This is a genomic window from Brevibacterium renqingii, from assembly GCF_017808095.1.
GTDB lineage: Bacteria > Actinomycetota > Actinomycetes > Actinomycetales > Brevibacteriaceae > Brevibacterium > Brevibacterium renqingii.
Map to the genome: position 1 here is coordinate 493,986 of NZ_JADBHG010000002.1, position 15,781 is coordinate 509,766.

Sequence of the window (15,781 nt, forward strand, 5' to 3'; positions counted from 1 at the left end):
TCGTCATCCTTCGTGTCGCGATTGTGTGATGAGTTCCGGGGCGATCCGGGCCACAGCGTCATAGAGGTCGGCGCGATCGGCGTCGACGAGTCCCCAACGGGTCCGCCGGTCGATGACGTCCTCGACCGTGAGGGCGAGCTCGTGCTCGACGGCGAAGCGCACTTCCGCGCCGGTCAGTGGGATTCCCTTGCGCACGGGTTCGTTGAGTGAGGGATCGGCGTCGCCGTAGGCTGCCACCTCCGCGGCATCGGTGCCGTAGCGGGAGACCAGATGTTCGGGCAGTCCGGACGCAGGTGTGCCCTTGCCGACGAGCCCGAGTCCGCTTGTCCGGCACGGTTCGGCCGGCAGACCGCATGTCTTGACGGCGTCATCGACGGCGTCTTCGGCCATGCGTCGGTAGGCGGTGAGTTTGCCGCCGACGATGGTCAGCGTCCCGGTCCGCGGGTCGCGCAGCAGGGCGTGCTTGCGGGAGAGGTCGGCGCTGCCGGAGGCTCCTGTGCTGTTCGAGGGTCCCGTGCTCCTGATCAGCGGGCGGAAGCCCGCGTAGCTGCCGACGATGTCCTCAGGGGTGAGCTCGTCGTCGAGTACGGCGTTGATCGTGTCGAGGAGGAACGTCTCCTCGGCGCCGTCGGGGTGGGCGCGTTCCGGGATCGGACCATGGTGCCGGTCGTCGGTGAGGCCGATCATGACCAGGCCGTTGTGCCACGGCACAGCGAAGACGTACCGGCCGAAGTGACCGGGGACGGGCGCGGTGACGGCTGCGCTCGGATGTCCGAGACGCGCCGCTCGGACGAGGATGTGCGAGCCCTTGCTGGGGGCGAGTTCGACCTCGTCGGAGAGAGTATCGGACCAGACTCCGGCGGCGTTGACGATCTGTCGGGCGCTGATCGTGTGGGTCTCATCGGTGAGGCGGTCGGTGAGGTGGACGCGGCCGCGTTCGATTCCGGTCGCCTCGGCGTAGGTGATGATGCGCGCACCATGAGCCGCCGCCGTGCGGGCGAGGTCGATCACCAGCCGGGCGTCGTCGACGAGCTGACCGTCCCAGCTGAGCAGGCCGCCGCGCAGACCCCGCGAGGTCGTGGCGGGGGCGAGTCGTCGGACGGCGGCGGCCGAGATCCGGCGGGGATGGGGGAGCAGTCGCTTCGGGGTGCGGGCAAGCATCCGCATGATGTCGCCGGCGAGGAATCCCGCGCCCGTCATGGCGGCTTCGAGGCGACCGACGCCGGTGTGCAGCGGGTAGAGCATCGGCACGGGACGGATCAGGTGGGGTGCGATGCGGCGCATCAGGCGGCCGCGTTCGACGGCCGATTCCCAGGCGATCGGGAAGTCCAGCCGTGCGAGGTAGCGCAGTCCGCCGTGGGCGAGCTTCGAGCTCCAGCTGCTGGTGCCGGAGGCGAGGTCACCGCGTTCGACCAGAGTGACGGACAGGCCGCGGCTTGCGGCGTCCAGGGCGACACCGACGCCGGTGAACCCGCCGCCGATGACGACGATGTCGGTGCCAGTGCCAGTGCCAGTGCCAGTGCCGGTGCCGGTGCCGGTGTCTGCGGTCGCGGCGCGCAGGTCGCGGGCCCGCTGTGCGGCGTTGAGCGCGGGATCCCCGGCGGGCCCCGGCGTGCCGTCTGCTGAAGTGGTGGAAGCCATTGCGATGCTTTCTGGTACGAAGTCGTACCAGTTTGCAATCGCCGTCGAGTGTTGTCAAGATCACAGTGTGACGAGTCGAGGGCGCCCCTACGCCGGGGCCAGCCGCGAGGCGCGGGAGAGTGCCAGGCGTGAACGGATCATCGCGGCCGGGATCGAGCTGTTCGGAACCGAGGGGTATCGGGCTGCCACCGTCGGGGCCGTCTGTGAGGCGGCCGGCCTCAACAAGCGCTACTTCTACGAATCGTTCGCGAGCCTGGAGGATCTCCTCTGCGAGGTCTACGAGCGCGTGGTCGCCGACCTCCGCGCCGCAGTGCTCGCCGGCGGTGGGGACACCGCCCCGGAGGTGCTGCGCGGTTTCATCGCGGCCTTCCTAGGCTGGGCGCAGGCCAACCCCGTGCGGGCGAAGGTCCACCTCTTCGAGGTCCTCGGGGTCAGCGCCCGCGTCGACGAGCTCTACCGCTCGCATGGGCGATCGATCGGTGACGAGCTCGTCGACCGACTTGTCAGGGCGTCCTCCGGACCTGCGCTGACCCCGGCGAGGCAGCGCATCCTCGGCGATGTGCTCGTCGGCGCCGGACTGCAGCTCGTCGTCGACTGGGTGATCAGCGGATACGACCCGCCCCGCGACGATCTCCTGGCCGAGGCGGACGAGACGATGAACTGGGCCATGGCCGCGGGGATGGCGGCACTCGGCTTCGGGTGAGCGTTCTGCCCTCGATGCCCCAGCGGGCTGAGGGGCCTTGTCGCAGCGGCCGGGCTGTGCTTGCCTGGGTCCATGAGAGCCGAACAGATCACTGATCCGATCGCCTTTCACGGCGAAGGGCCCGTATGGTCGCCGTCCTGGGGCGGGCTGCGCTGGGTCGACATGCTCGCCGGGGACATCCTCACGCTGCGAAGCGACCGCGTCGAGCGACGGCATGTCGGAGACGTCGCGGCGGCAGTGCGTCCGCGCAGCCGAGGCGGAGCCGTCATCGGCGTCGAGCGCGGATTCGCCCTCGAGAGCGAAGCGGGTGAGATCACTGCGCTGTCCGAGCTGTGGTCTGAGTCGGATATCCGCATGAATGACGGCGGCTGCGACCCGCAGGGCAACTTCTGGTGCGGATCGATGGCCTACGACCAGCGTGCCGGAGCGGCCTCCCTCTACCGTCTCAGCCCAGATGGGAAGGCCGAGGTCATGCTCGAGGACGTGACCATCTCGAACGGCATCGACTGGAGCCCCGACGGTTCTCTCGTCTACTACAACGACACGGCCACGCAGCAGATCGCCGTCTTCGACTTCGATCCCGTCGAAGGGCTGAGCGGCCGCCGCGTCCTCGTCGAACTCCCCGACGGCGGTCTGCCCGACGGGCTCACCGTCGACGCCGAGGGTTGCGTCTGGACCGCAGTGGCCAACGGCGGTGCCGTCCACCGCTACCGAGCCGACGGAACCCTCGACGGCGTCGTTGAGGTCGCAGCCGGGAAGACGACAGCGTGCACCTTCGGCGGGGAGAACCTCGATCGGCTCTTCATCACCTCCTCCCAGGAGGACGTGGACACCTCCGCGGATCCGCTGGCCGGTGCGCTCTTCGCCGCCGAGGTGGGGGTGACCGGTCAGCCGGTCCGTCCTTTCGCGGGGTGATCTCAGGTGCTCGCGGGCCCGGCAGCCGCTGTCTCAGGCCTCCAGGCCCTGGAAGGCCATCGTGGTCACGGCCTCGGCGATGGTGTCGGGGTCGACGGGGTAGCTCGGGCGGTACCACTCGGTGATCGAGTTGACCATGCCGAAGAGCAGGCGGGTGATGAGACCGGGGGTGAAATCGGAGCGGAGGCCGCCCTCGGCGATGGCTTCGGAGACCAGGCCGCGGATCTTCTCATCGATGCGGCGCCGCTGTTCGAGCGCTTCGAGCTCGACCGGTGAGTTTCCGCGCACTCGCAGCAGCAGGGTCACGGAATGGTGGTATTCGATGAGGATGAGCACGCTGGCGCGCACGGCCAGGCGCAGGCGCTCGAGCGCCGTGATGCCCGTCCGGTGGCTCTCGGCCTCGACCGCCGAGTCGAGGGCGCCGATCCCGCGATTGATCGCCAGGTGCAGCAGCTCTTCCTTCGACTTCACATGATGGTAGATCGCAGACTTCGTGATCCCCAGTTCGCGGGCGACGGTGTCCATCGAGGTGCCGTCGTAGCCGCGGGAGACGAAGACCTCGGTGGCCTTGTTGATCAGTGTCTCCCGGTCGTATCCGGGACGTCCGCGGCGGGACCGTTTGGAACCGTCCGCCTCGGCGTGGGACTGCGCCTCGGCGGGTGACTGCGCCTTGGCAGGTGCCTGCTCGGAGGCAGGGGACGAGCGCACGACCGTCTCGGTGGAGGCGGCCGACGGGTCCGTCGTGGTCGGCGGCGTCGGCGCAGGTGAGGACGATTCGGGCATGCGCATCAGTCTAAAGCACCCCTTCGGCGGCCGCCGCGACGTGCGTCACAGCCGCCGGACCCGCAGCCGCCGGACCCGCAGCCGCCCGACCCACAGCCGCCGGGCCCGCAGCTGGCGGAACCACGGCGGTGAGGTCACCTGTCGGGTTCCGGTTCGCAAGGCGCGTCGTCATCTCAGCGCACGCCGTCCCGGCGGTCGATGATGCGTTTGAGCTTGCCGACCGAGCGCGGCAGGGCGCCGGGCATCTTGAGGGCGACATCGCAGGAGACGCCGAGTCGCGCCTTGATCCGCGCCGCGACAAGGCGGTCGAGGCCTTCGAGCTCGACGGCGCCGATGCCCTCGCGGGCCTCGACCTCGACCGTCATCTCGTCCATCCTGCCCGGGCGGGTGAGCACGAGCTGGAAGTGCGGGCTCAGGGGTGCGAACTCGAAGAGCACGGACTCGACATTGGCGGGGTAGACGTTGACGCCGCGGATGATCATGAGGTCGTCCGAGCGGCCCGTGATGCGCGAGATCCGACGGAAGTTCTCCCGCGCGGTGCCCGGCAGCAGCGTCGCGAGATCGTGGGTGCGGTAGCGGATGATCGGCAGGGCCTCCTTCGTCAGCGAGGTGAAGACGAGTTCGCCCTCCTCGCCGTCGGGCAGCACCTCACCGGTGAAGGGATCGACGATCTCCGGGTAGAAGTGGTCCTCCCAGATCGTCGGCCCGTCCTTCGTCACGGCCGATTCGCAGGCCACGCCCGGGCCCATGACCTCGGAGAGGCCGTAGATGTCGACGGCATCGATGTCGAAGGACTGCTCGATCTCCTTGCGCATCTCGTCGGTCCACGGTTCGGCGCCGCAGATCGCGGTCTTCAGGCTCGTGGTCGTCGGGTCGATGCCCTGTTTGCGGAACTCATCGAGGATCGTGAGCAGGTAGGTGGGCGTGGCGGTGATGATATCGGGCTTGAAGTCCTGGATCAGCTGCACCTGACGCGGGGTCTGCCCGCCGGAGATCGGCACGACCGTGAAGCCGTGGCGTTCGGCGCCGTGGACGCCGAGACCGCCGGTGAACAGACCATAGCCGTAGGCGTTGTGCATCATCTGTCCCCGCTTGCCTCCGGCTCCGAGGACGGAGCGGGCGATGAGGCTGCCCCACTTGTCGAGGTCACCCATGGTGTACCCGACGACGGTCGGCAGCCCGGTGGTGCCCGAGGAGGCGTGGATGCGCGCGACCTGCTCCTGAGGGACCGCGAAGAGTCCGAACGGGTAGTTGTCGCGCAGGTCCTGCTTGTTCGTGAACGGCAGCTTCGCGATGTCCTCGAGGCTCGTGATGTCCGCCGGAGTCACGCCGAGCTCGTCGAAGGCCTTCCGGTAGAAGGGCACCTTCTCGTACACGGAGGTCACCGTGGTCCTGAGGTTCTTCAGCTGGTCGGCGCGCAGCTCGTCCAGGCTCATCCGTTCGCCGGCGTCGAGGTCGGGATCAGTCATCATCGTCTCCTTGCGAAATCTCTTTTGCAGATCTGTGAGCCGCCGCGGCGGCGCGCCGGCTGCGGTGCCGTGTCGTCAGCGGGGTGGCTGGGTGTGGTGAGTGTTGGGTCACTGTGTCCAGGCGGGCGAGGTCACTGCTTTCGTGGAGGCAGTGTGCGGGAGCGGCCGCGGTAGGTGGCGATGACCTCCTCACCGCGAGTGACCGTGACGTCGTAGATGCCCGAGCGGCCCTGCTTGACGACCTCCCTGCCCCGGGCGACGAGCTCGTCGCCGATGAAGGAGGGCTTGAGGAAATCGATGTCCCCGCCCGAGGCGACCGTGACCGAGCCGGGATAGTTGCAGGCCATCGCGAAGGTCGTGTCGGCGAAGAGGAAGACGTAGCCGCCGTGGGTGATGTCGTGGCCGTTGGTCATGATCTCGGTGACCGTCATCGAGCACTGCGCCCAGCCGGGGCCGTGATCGTCGACGGTGATGCCCAGGTGCTGGGAGGCTCGGTCATTGGCGAACATCGCCTCGGCGCCGGTGGCCGCCTCTGCGGGCCCCGCTTCCGAGGGCACCGCCTCCGAGGGCCTTGCCTCTGCGGGCCCCGCTTCCGGGCGCATCGTGGTGTCGTGGGCGGATCGGCCCATAGTCGGCTCCTCTTCGAGTCGCGGTGCGCTGACCTCGTGGGCAGCGGTCTCTGCGCGTGAACGACGGCGGAAGATCCCCTGCGCTCCCGGGGAGAGCCGCCGGCGAATAAACGACCATCTGGTCAATAAATATCGTTGTGTTCGGCGTCACTTGTCAAGTCGCGGGGATGTCTTCTCGCGTGGCCCGGCAGGAGGGGTGTGCCGCAAGGTGTGCGCCAGTTCCTGTCGCGAGAAGCAAGTGGTCGCAATCGGATGGGTTCGCGTCAAACGGTGGTCGCAATCGGACGGAAATCTTCGCCCAAAGTATCCGATAGCGACCATCTCTCAGTCGATGCTGCGGTGAGGTGCGGGCCGGACGCGTTCAGGTGCGTTGCGACTCGGCGTGGGGTGTGCCACACTGAACGCAAGGAATACAGAACAAACGGTCAGTAATTGGTCTCGGCAGCGGATCTCGCAATAGACCCGACCCGGGATCGAGTGTCTGTTCGGCGAAGACAGTGTGAGGACCGATGAGGACACGTCCAATGGCGGAATTGTCAGAGGTGGAATGGTCATGACAACAGACATCACAGGCTCGACGGCCTCGTCCGGCGACGTCTCCGTCGAGGAGCTCGAAGCGCAGTTCGAGGCGACGATCGAGGCCAAGGACCGGATCGAACCACGCGACTGGATGCCCGAGGCCTACCGCAAGACGCTCATTCGGCAGGTCGCGCAGCACGCGCACTCGGAGATCATCGGCATGCAGCCGGAAGGCAACTGGATCTCCCGCGCGCCCTCGCTGCGCCGCAAGGCGATCCTGCTGGCCAAGGTCCAGGACGAAGCCGGGCACGGTCTCTATCTCTACTCGGCCGCCGAGACCCTCGGCGCCACGCGCAACGAACTCACCGAGAAGCTCGTCGCCGGCAAGCAGAAGTACTCCTCGATCTTCAACTATCCGACCCTGTCCTACACGGACGTCGGCACGATCGGCTGGCTCGTCGACGGTGCCGCGATATGCAACCAGGTGCCGCTGTGCCGGACCTCCTTCGGCCCCTACGGTCGCGCAATGATCCGCATCTGCAAGGAGGAGTCCTTCCACCAGCGGCAGGGCTACGAGCTGCTGATGACGATGATGCGCGGCACCGAGGCCCAGCGCGAGATGGTGCAGGAATCGGTCAACCGCTTCTGGTGGCCGTCCCTGATGATGTTCGGGCCCCCGGACGACAACTCCCCGAACACCGAGCAGTCGATGGCCTGGGGCATCAAGACCCACACGAACGACGAACTGCGCCAGAAGTTCGTCGACATGTCCGTCCCCCAGGCCGAGGCCCTGGGCGTGACCTTCCCCGACGAGGGACTGAAATGGAACGCCGAGCGCGGACACTACGACTTCTCGACCCCGAACTGGGACGAGTTCTGGGCCGTCGTCAAGGGCAACGGGCCCTGCAACGAACAGCGCCTGGCCCATCGCAGGCGCGCCTGGGACGAGGGTGCATGGGTGCGCGAAGCCGCGCTCGCCTTCGCCGAGAACCAGGCCGCCGAGGCGACTGCCGACCGTAGAACCGCCCCCGCCGCCGATACGACCCCCGCCGCCGATACCACCCCCGCCGCCGGAGTCGACACCACCACACCCGAGGAGACAGCGAAATGACCGAGACCAATCCCGGCTCCACCTCGGCGAAGGACGAATCCGCTGCGGGCTCGACCCGCGGCGAATGGCCGCTGTACGAGGTCTTCGTCCGCGGCAAGCGTGGACTCAACCACGTCCATGTCGGATCCCTGCACGCCGCCGATGACCAGATGGCCGTCCACCACGCCCGCGACGTCTACACCCGACGCAACGAAGGCGTGAGCATCTGGGTCGTCCGCGCCTCCGACATCACGGCCTCGAGCCCGGACGAGAAGGACCCGATGTTCGCCCCCAGCGGCGACAAGGTCTACCGCCACCCCACCTTCTACGACATCCCCGCCGATGTCCCGCACATGTGAGGAGGGCCGAGACATGACTACCGAACACACACCGGCGGGCAGCGAGCCCACCGTCAACGTCGCACATGATGAGGCCGGAACCAACGTCGAGCACGACACGCACGACAACGCCTACTCGGGTCTGCTCGTCAACGACGCCAACTGGGCCTTCGGCACCGACTTCGAGGATCCCCTGGCAGGCGTCGACACCACCGTGCCCGAAGGCATCGACGCGGCCGACCTCGGCGTCTACTGCCTCATGCTCGGCGACGACGCCCTGGTCTTCTCCCAGCGGATCTCCGAATGGTGTGCGGGCGCCCCGGACCTCGAGGAGGACATCGCCCTGGCGAACATCGCCCTCGACCTCCTCGGCCAGGCGCGGCTCCTGCTCGCCCGCGCGGCGGCCGCCGACCCGAACCTCGTGCCCGAACTGCCCGAAGGCTCGCCCGTGCCCGATGAGGACCGGCTCGCCTACTTCCGCAACGACCTCGCGTTCCGCAATGTCCGTCTGGCCGAGGTTCCCAACGGAGACTTCGCCGAGGCGGTCGCGAAGATCCTCATCTACTCGACCTGGCGCCTGTCGATCTTCGAACGGCTCGCGGCCAGCCGCGACACCGTGCTCGCGGCGATCGCGGCCAAGGGTGTCAAGGAGATGTCCTACCACCGCGACTTCGCCGGCCGCTGGGTGCTCATCCTCGCCCGCGGCACCGAGGAGTCGAGGGCCCGCCTGCTCAAGGCACTCGACGGTCTGTGGCCGCTGTGGACCGAGCTCTTCGAGACTCACCCGGTCGAGGCCGCCGTCGCAGCCGCCGGCATCGGCGTCGATCCCGCCGAGGTGGCCGACGAGGCCGGAGTCATCATCGACCAAGTCTTCGCCGCCGCCGGCATCGACCGTCCCGAGAAGGGCGGCCTCGCCGGAGTCGGCGTGCACGGGCGGAAGGGCCGCGACGGGCTGCACACCGAGGCGCTGAGCAGGATGCTCGCCGATATGCAGGTCGTCGCCCGCGAACATCCGGAGGGACGCTGGTGACCGCCGTGCTCGACACCCAGCAGCCCGCCACCGGCACCGAGGCGATCGACCGTGCCCGTGCCGCCGCCGGTCGCGTCACGGACCCGGAGATGCCGATGCTCACGCTCGTCGACCTCGGCGTGCTCCGCGATGTGAGCATCGAGGACGGCCGCGTCGTCACCACCATCACCCCCACCTATTCGGGCTGCCCGGCGATGGCGACGATGCGCGATGATCTGCAGCGCGAACTGCTGCACGCGGGATTTCCCGATGCCGAGGTCCGCGTGTCCCTGACCCCGGCCTGGACCAGCGACTGGATCACCGAGGCCGGGCGCAAGGCACTCAAGGACGCGGGCATCTCCCCGCCCGGGCAGGCGCCTCGCCGTGAGGGGCCGGTGGCGCTGACCCTCATGCCCACCCGCCGCGCGGTCACCTGCGTGCTGTGCGGTTCGGACAACGTGCACCTGTCCTCCGAATTCGGGCCGACCGCCTGCAAGGCCATGTACCAGTGCCTCGACTGCCTCGAACCGTTCGACCACGTGAAGGAGATCTGATGACCGAGACGATCAGCTCTTCGACCGGAACCGCTTCCCGTTCGAGCTTCTACCCGCTGACCGTGAAGTCGGTCGACCACCTCACCGAGGACTCGGCGGCAGTGACTTTCGACGTGCCGGACAAATACGCCGAACTCTTCGACTTCGCCGCCGGCCAGTCCCTGACCCTGCGCCGCAGCATCGACGGTCAAGAGCACCGCCGCACCTACTCGATCTGCGCCCCGGCAGGCAGCGATCCGCGCATCGGCGTGCGCGAGATCCCCGAAGGTCTCTTCTCCCAATGGCTCGTCCACGAGGTGCGCCCCGGCGACGTCGTCGAAGTGCAGCCGCCCTCGGGCAGCTTCCGGGCCGATCCCTCGATCGGCGGCAGGCACCTGTGCATCGCGGCCGGTTCGGGCATCACCCCGATGCTGTCGATCGCTGCGACTGTGCTGTCGAACCCCGAGGCCTCGGTCACTCTGCTCTACGGCAACCGCCATACGAACACCGTGATGTTCGCCGAGGAGCTCGCCGACCTCAAGGACGCCCGCAACCAGCAGCTCGACCTCATCCACGTGCTCTCCCGCGAGCCCCGTGACGTCGAACTCTTCTCCGGCCGTCTCGACGAGGACAAGCTGCGGCAGCTGCTGTCCTCCCTGGTGCGGACCGAGAGCCTCGACCATGTCTGGCTGTGCGGACCTTTCGGCATGCTGAACGACGCCCGCGCCGTCCTCGCCGAATTCGACGTGCCCCCGGAGAAGATCCACTTCGAGCTCTTCTACGTCGACGAGCCCCCGCCGGAGGTCGTCCACGCGGACAAGGTCGTCGAGGGAGCCACCAGCGAGGTCACCGTCGTGCTCGACGGAAAGCGCTCCACCTCGGCGATGTCGCAGGGCAAGACGATCCTCGACTCCGCGCAGGAGACCCGCTCGGATCTGCCGTTCGCCTGCAAGGGCGGAGTGTGCGGGACCTGCCGGGCGAAGATCTGCGGCGGCGAGGTCGACATGGTCCGCAACTACGCCCTCGAGGACGCCGAGGTCGAGGCGAACTTCGTCCTCACCTGCCAGACGTTCCCCGTCAGCGACGAGGTCACGGTCGACTTCGACTCCTGATCCGCCGACAACCCCGGACCCCGAGCCCACCACGCCGTCTGCGCCGAGTTCGAAACCGAACCGAAGGTCGCCCTCGAAGTCGCAGGTCAGGCTCTGGCCGAGCGGATCGCGAGCTTCGCGTCCCTGGCGGTGCGGCTGAGCAAATCGGCTTCCACGCTCCCCGCGAGGTCCACCCGCTGATTGATAATGTGGCCCAGGCCGTGCTGTTCGAGACCGAGGAGAAGTTCGCCCGCATGGACGCTTTCCTCTCCAAGCGCGAAGCCAAGAAGGCGAAGAAGGCCGCCGAGTCGGCCGCACAGACGGGTCGGACCACCGACCGGACGGCCGGGACCGACCCGGAGAAAGGCGACATCGCATGAATGAGACCGAACCCGCCGGCACCTCGGCGGCCCCGCGCGTGCCCGAGACCGTCGGAGTCTACGGCGGCGGCCGGATGGGAGCGGGCATCGCCCATGCCTTCGCCACCGCAGGCGCCCGCGTCATCGTCATCGAGAGCACCGAGGACACCGTGGCCGCCGCACGCGAGCGCGTCGATGCCTCGATCGAGAAATCGGCGTCGAAGGGCATCGAGGTCCCCGGAACCGTCGAGGTCGTCCGCGACCCGACCCTGCTGGATCAGGCCCTCCTCGTCGTCGAGGCCGTGCCCGAGGACGTCGAATTCAAACAGGAGATCCTCGCCGGCATCGCGAAGTACGCTCCGGCCGCGAGCATCGGCACGAACACCTCGGCGCTGTCCATCGACGAACTCGCCGCCGCACTGCCGCGGCCGCAGGCGCTGATCGGCCTCCACTTCTTCAATCCCGTCCCCGTCTCCGAACTCGTCGAGGTCGTCGTCGGCACCCACACCGACCCGGGCCTCGTCGAGGTCGCCAAGGGGTGGGTCGCAGGACTGGGCAAGACGGCGATCACGATCAGGGACTCGCCCGGATTCGCCTCCTCCCGCCTCGGCGTGGCCCTGGCCCTCGAAGCGATGCGGATGGTCGAAGAGGGTGTGGCCGAGCCTGCCGACATCGATCGGGCCATGACTCTGGGCTATCGGCACCCGGCGGGGCCGCTGCAGACCACGGACATCGTCGGCCTCGACGTGCGTTTGGGCATCGCCGACCACCTCGCCGCCGAACTCGGCGACCGTTTCGCGCCTCCGCAGATCCTGCGCGACAAGGTCGAAGCCGGCGAACTCGGCCGGAAGACCGGCCAGGGCTTCTACACTTGGTGACACCTCGTTCGCTCATCCGAGCCAGCGAGTGACCGACGGCCATGACCAGACGCAAAGGAGCATCCATGACCGAGATCCAGCTGAGGAACCGCGACCGGATCGCCGAGATCGTCCTCGACGGACCCGAGACCCGCAACGCCCTCGACGCGGACGACCTCCGCGATATCGCCGCGGCCGTGGCCAAGGTCGCCGAGGCGATCCCGAACGTGCGTGTGCTGCTCATCCGCGGTGAGGGCAAGGTGTTCTGCTCCGGCCGCGACATCAGCGGCGTCGACGTCGACACCGATGACGCCCGCGCGTTCCTGGCCGAGGTCTTCGCCCCCGTCTTCCAGGCGATCCGCGCCCTGCCGATCCCCGTCATCGCCCAGGTCCAGGGCGCTGCGCTGGGCCTCGGCTTCGGCGTCGCCGCTGCCGCCGACATCATCTTCGCCGCAGACGACGCGAAGTTCGGCTCTCCCTTCGCCGCGATCGGCGCGATGCTCGACTCCGGCGCGCACCATGTGTTCCTCGATCGTCTCGGCTACCACCGGACCATGGACCTCATCGTCACCGGCGACTTCATGACCGGCGCCGAGGCAGCCGCCGCCGGGATCGTCTCCCGTGCGGTTCCGGCTGCGGACCTGTCGGACTTCGTCGAGTCGAAGCTCGAGAGGATCGTCTCCGGACCCGCCGAGGCCTTCGCCATGGAGAAGGGCTTCGTGCAGAAGATCGCCGACGATCGACCGAGCCTGTCCGAGGTGCTCGCCGAGGAGGCCGCCCTGCAGGAGTCGGCCCGGCAGACCCCCGATTACGCCGAAGGTTTCAAAGCGTTCCAGGAACGCCGCAAACCGAACTTCGAATAGACCTCAGCCGAGCCCGGTGGAGTCAGCGATCGGTCGCATCTCCGGGCGTGTCATCAGGGCTCCTGAGCGTCATTCGGCTCCTGGCTGTCGTGCGGCTGGTCGCCGTCCGCCTCGGTGCTGGTGCGCGCGGACTTCCAGCGCCGCATCGTGACGATCGTGAGCGCGATGACCAGGGCCCAGGAGATGCCCACGGCGATGGCGTTGAGCACCGTCGGGTCGCCGATGAACGCCCCGACTGCCACCAGAGACAGCTGCCCGGGCAGGGAGGAGACGAGGGTGGCGCTGAGGAACGTGCGATTGTCCACGCCCAGGGCCCCGCTGCCGTAGTTCACCGGCCAGTACGGGAAACCAGGCATGAGGCGCAGAGCGCACACCGCGTAGAAGCCGCCGCCGGTGAGCCTGGACTCGACGGACTCGGCATGGGAGCCGAGCAGCCGCAGCACCGTGTCCCGGCCCAGCGCCCGGGCGATCCAATATCCGCCCCAGCAGCCGAGGACGACGCCGATCATCGACAGCAGGGTGCCGAAGGGCAGACCGAAGACGAGTCCGCCGGCAGTGGCCATGATCGTCACCGGGATCGGAGTGGCGGCGACGACCGCGTAGATGATGATGAAGACGCCGAAGCCCCAGAAGCCGGCGGCCGCGATGTCGCTCTGGAGCACGTCGATGGAGGGCAGGCGGACGTTGAAGACCGCCCACACGCCGGCCAGCAGGAGCAGGGCGAGGGCGATATTGCGCAGGATCGTCGACCAGTCGAGACGGGAGCGGCCGGAGCGGGCTGCGGGGGCACGAGAATCGCCGGAGCGGGGCGACCGCTCCGGCGTCGAGGCGTCATCGTGTCCGGGCATGGATCGATCCTACGTCCGGTCCCGGGCACGACGGCAAACCGTCGGATCGGATCAGGCGGCGGGACCCTCGGTCAGCGTGACCTCCGCGGTGTGACTCTGACCGGAGTCGTCCGTCCAGGTCAGGGACACAGTATCGCCGGGTTCGTGGTTCGATATGGCTTCGGACAGTGAGTTGCCGTCGGTGATCGGGGTCGACCCGATCGCGGTGATCGTGTCCCCGGCGGCAAGCCCCACCTCGGCGGCGGGAGTGTCTTCGTAGACTCCGGCGACGACCGCACCCTCGGTGGCTGCGGAACCGGGCTGCCCGGACTGGCGCGACTGACCCGATTGGCCGGACTGGTCCGCCTGACCGGACTGGCTGACGCCGATGCCGAGGAAGGCCGGGTAGCCGAGGGTGTTCGTGCTCGTCTGCTCTCCGTCGATGATCGCATCGGCCGTGGTCAGCGCCGCCTCGATGGGGATGGCGAAGCCGGTGACCACCGCGGTGCCCGAGGAAGCGGCGGTGTCCATGCCCACGACCTCGCCCTCGTCATCGAGCAGGGCCCCACCCGAGTCGCCGGAGACGATATCGGCCTGGACCTCGATCATCCCGTCCAGGGTCTCCGAGTCCTCGGTGCCCTTGGCCGTCGTGGTCACGGAGGCGCCGAGGTCGGTGACCGTTCCGTCAGCGGCCATGAGCCGACCGCTGCCCTCGGAGTTGCCGACGGCGGTGACGTCGTCACCGACGTCGACGGTGTCGTCGTCGATCGTGGCCGGCTGCAGGTCCTCAGCGTCCTCGAGCTGGAGCACAGCCACATCCTCGGTCGAATCCGAGCCGACGACGCTCGCAGTGTAGGTCTTGCCGGTCGTGGTCACGGTGACGGCGATCTTCGTGGAATCGGCGATGACGTGGTTGTTCGTCAGAACGAGTCCGTCCTTGCTCAGCACGATTCCGGTGCCGGCCGCCTCGGCCTTCTCATAGCCGAGTTCGGTGTCGATGAGCACGACGCCGGTGGACTCCTTCGCACTGGCCGCTGTGGCCTCCTGCTGGGTCGAGCCGTTGTCTCCCTGACCGGTGTCGGGGGACTGTGCGCCGCCGCCGGGGGTGGTTCCTCCGCCGAGGCTGCCGTTGCCGCTTCCGGGTGTCGTGCCCGATGTCGTACCGCCGGAGTCACCGCCCTGGGTGCCGCTGCCCTGTCCGGTGCCGCCCTGGCCGAGGTTCGGCGACTCGCTGCCGCCCTGTCCGGTGCCACCCTGTCCGCTGCTGCCCTGGCTGGGGTCGGTCGGCTGTCCGGTGAAGGGGGCGGCTGCCTCGGTGGTCCCGGCCGCGACCGTGTGGGCGTGGGACACTGCGGCGGCCGGCAGGCCCGCGGGCGTTCCGACGCTCAGTGCGAGGGCAGCCGCTGCTCCGGTGACGGCAAGGGCGAGTCGACGCCTGCGTGGGCGGGATCGGGTGACGGCGCTCGCCGTCGTCTCGGTGCCGAATGGGTTCTCACCGTTGTACCCAGCGCCGGTCGCCGTGTGTGCTGACCTCGTGCGCCTCGACTCGTTCATGGTCTGTGCCTTTCTCCGTTCTGCGGAAGTTCTCTGTGATTCCTATTGAGCATCCGTACGCTGTGGCCCAGCTGTGGCGCAGCTGGAGCCAAGCTTCGACTTTTGAGGACGGGGTACGAGTACACATCGGGTGACGGCTCTCAACGCGTCATCTCAGATCGAATGTCGAGCCGAGAATCTCACCTTATTTGGGTGGAATCCGATGCGCGGTTCCCTGTCATCACGCTGGCGATAGCCTTCGGTGGGGCAACTGGCGCCCCCGGCGCAGCTGCGGCCGAGGAACAAACCGCAGCTCTGCGATGTGGAAATTATGGGAAAGCCGGGTGGGGGGCTTCGACACATCGGGGAAAACCACAAGAAAGAGTGGCAAGGAAAAGCATCAGGTGGTGACTGGTACGCACTGATGGAGTTCGCCAACAAGCAAGTGCTCAAGAAGCCAGAGAAGGCTCCACGGCAAGCAAATGACACCTACGCCTACTGTGCCCCGGTCGAATTGAAGCACAACGGGAAAGTCTTTGATAGGTTCAAAGTTCCGGTCTCGCATAAGGGTAAGAACATCATCACGTCCTTCACCTCGAGCAAATGCAAGTAGATGAGTAAA

The 15,781-nt window shown here is 68.0% G+C and carries 17 protein-coding genes; 11 read left to right on the forward strand and 6 right to left on the reverse strand.

Annotated elements, in window-relative coordinates:
• Nucleotides 1-3: 3 nt before the first annotated feature.
• A complete protein-coding gene (locus tag IIE29_RS07250; RefSeq protein ID WP_209324546.1) occupies nt 4-1,641 on the reverse strand; it encodes a glycerol-3-phosphate dehydrogenase/oxidase in 1,638 nt (545 codons plus the stop codon).
• 67 nt (nt 1,642-1,708) lie between these two features.
• On the opposite strand from IIE29_RS07250, the gene IIE29_RS07255 reads away from it, so the two are divergent.
• A complete protein-coding gene (locus IIE29_RS07255) occupies nt 1,709-2,344 on the forward strand; it encodes a TetR/AcrR family transcriptional regulator (RefSeq protein ID WP_209324547.1) in 636 nt (211 codons plus the stop codon).
• Between the two features lie 72 nt (nt 2,345-2,416).
• On the forward strand, nt 2,417-3,259 hold the full coding sequence (locus IIE29_RS07260; protein ID WP_209324548.1) for an SMP-30/gluconolactonase/LRE family protein: 843 nt from the start codon (nt 2,417-2,419) through the stop codon (nt 3,257-3,259).
• Between the two features lie 33 nt (nt 3,260-3,292).
• On the opposite strand, the gene IIE29_RS07265 is transcribed toward IIE29_RS07260, so the two are convergent.
• The 3 genes from IIE29_RS07265 to paaI form a co-directional block, all read right to left on the reverse strand.
• Nucleotides 3,293-4,042 carry a TetR/AcrR family transcriptional regulator gene (locus IIE29_RS07265; protein ID WP_209324549.1) on the reverse strand — a complete coding sequence of 250 codons (750 nt, stop codon included), beginning with the start codon at nt 4,040-4,042 and terminating at the stop codon, nt 3,293-3,295.
• A gap of 173 nt (nt 4,043-4,215) precedes the next feature.
• Nucleotides 4,216-5,511, reverse strand: a complete 1,296-nt coding sequence (gene paaK / locus IIE29_RS07270; RefSeq protein ID WP_209324550.1) for a phenylacetate--CoA ligase PaaK — start codon at nt 5,509-5,511, stop codon at nt 4,216-4,218.
• 131 nt (nt 5,512-5,642) lie between these two features.
• The gene (gene paaI, locus IIE29_RS07275; RefSeq protein WP_246475779.1) at nt 5,643-6,140 is read right to left on the reverse strand and encodes a hydroxyphenylacetyl-CoA thioesterase PaaI; all 498 of its coding nucleotides are present in this window, start codon (nt 6,138-6,140) and stop codon (nt 5,643-5,645) included.
• A gap of 553 nt (nt 6,141-6,693) precedes the next feature.
• Here paaI and paaA point away from each other — a divergent pair.
• The 8 genes from paaA to IIE29_RS07315 all read left to right on the forward strand — a co-directional run bounded on the left by paaA (nt 6,694) and on the right by IIE29_RS07315 (nt 12,799).
• The gene (gene paaA / locus IIE29_RS07280; RefSeq protein ID WP_216629607.1) at nt 6,694-7,770 is read left to right on the forward strand and encodes a 1,2-phenylacetyl-CoA epoxidase subunit PaaA; all 1,077 of its coding nucleotides are present in this window, start codon (nt 6,694-6,696) and stop codon (nt 7,768-7,770) included.
• Nucleotides 7,767-8,108: a 1,2-phenylacetyl-CoA epoxidase subunit PaaB gene (paaB, locus tag IIE29_RS07285; RefSeq protein ID WP_209324551.1), complete on the forward strand. Its 342-nt coding sequence runs from the start codon at nt 7,767-7,769 to the stop codon at nt 8,106-8,108. The genes paaA and paaB overlap by 4 nt, the downstream gene beginning before the upstream one ends.
• A gap of 13 nt (nt 8,109-8,121) precedes the next feature.
• Nucleotides 8,122-9,117 (forward strand): 1,2-phenylacetyl-CoA epoxidase subunit PaaC, encoded by a 996-nt coding sequence (paaC, locus tag IIE29_RS07290; protein WP_209324552.1) that lies wholly within the window; start codon nt 8,122-8,124, stop codon nt 9,115-9,117.
• On the forward strand, nt 9,111-9,650 hold the full coding sequence (gene paaD, locus IIE29_RS07295; protein ID WP_209324624.1) for a 1,2-phenylacetyl-CoA epoxidase subunit PaaD: 540 nt from the start codon (nt 9,111-9,113) through the stop codon (nt 9,648-9,650). The genes paaC and paaD overlap by 7 nt, the downstream gene beginning before the upstream one ends.
• Nucleotides 9,650-10,741 carry a 1,2-phenylacetyl-CoA epoxidase subunit PaaE gene (gene paaE, locus IIE29_RS07300; RefSeq protein ID WP_209324553.1) on the forward strand — a complete coding sequence of 364 codons (1,092 nt, stop codon included), beginning with the start codon at nt 9,650-9,652 and terminating at the stop codon, nt 10,739-10,741. Before paaD ends, paaE begins: the two co-directional genes overlap by 1 nt.
• A gap of 188 nt (nt 10,742-10,929) precedes the next feature.
• A complete protein-coding gene (locus IIE29_RS16825; protein WP_246475780.1) occupies nt 10,930-11,100 on the forward strand; it encodes a hypothetical protein in 171 nt (56 codons plus the stop codon).
• Entirely contained in the window at nt 11,097-11,957 is an 861-nt protein-coding gene (locus tag IIE29_RS07310) for a 3-hydroxyacyl-CoA dehydrogenase family protein (RefSeq protein WP_209324554.1), read from the forward strand. The genes IIE29_RS16825 and IIE29_RS07310 overlap by 4 nt, the downstream gene beginning before the upstream one ends.
• Nucleotides 11,958-12,022: 65 nt before the next feature.
• Nucleotides 12,023-12,799: an enoyl-CoA hydratase/isomerase family protein gene (locus tag IIE29_RS07315; RefSeq protein ID WP_209324555.1), complete on the forward strand. Its 777-nt coding sequence runs from the start codon at nt 12,023-12,025 to the stop codon at nt 12,797-12,799.
• Between the two features lie 53 nt (nt 12,800-12,852).
• Here IIE29_RS07315 and IIE29_RS07320 read toward each other — a convergent pair whose 3' ends face one another.
• A complete protein-coding gene (locus IIE29_RS07320) occupies nt 12,853-13,647 on the reverse strand; it encodes a TVP38/TMEM64 family protein (protein WP_209324556.1) in 795 nt (264 codons plus the stop codon).
• A 51-nt stretch (nt 13,648-13,698) separates the two neighbouring features.
• Nucleotides 13,699-15,180, reverse strand: a complete 1,482-nt coding sequence (locus IIE29_RS07325; protein ID WP_209324557.1) for a S1C family serine protease — start codon at nt 15,178-15,180, stop codon at nt 13,699-13,701.
• A gap of 310 nt (nt 15,181-15,490) precedes the next feature.
• Between IIE29_RS07325 and IIE29_RS07330 the strand changes: the two genes are divergently transcribed.
• Entirely contained in the window at nt 15,491-15,772 is a 282-nt protein-coding gene (locus IIE29_RS07330) for a hypothetical protein (RefSeq protein WP_209324558.1), read from the forward strand.
• Nucleotides 15,773-15,781 lie beyond the last annotated feature (9 nt).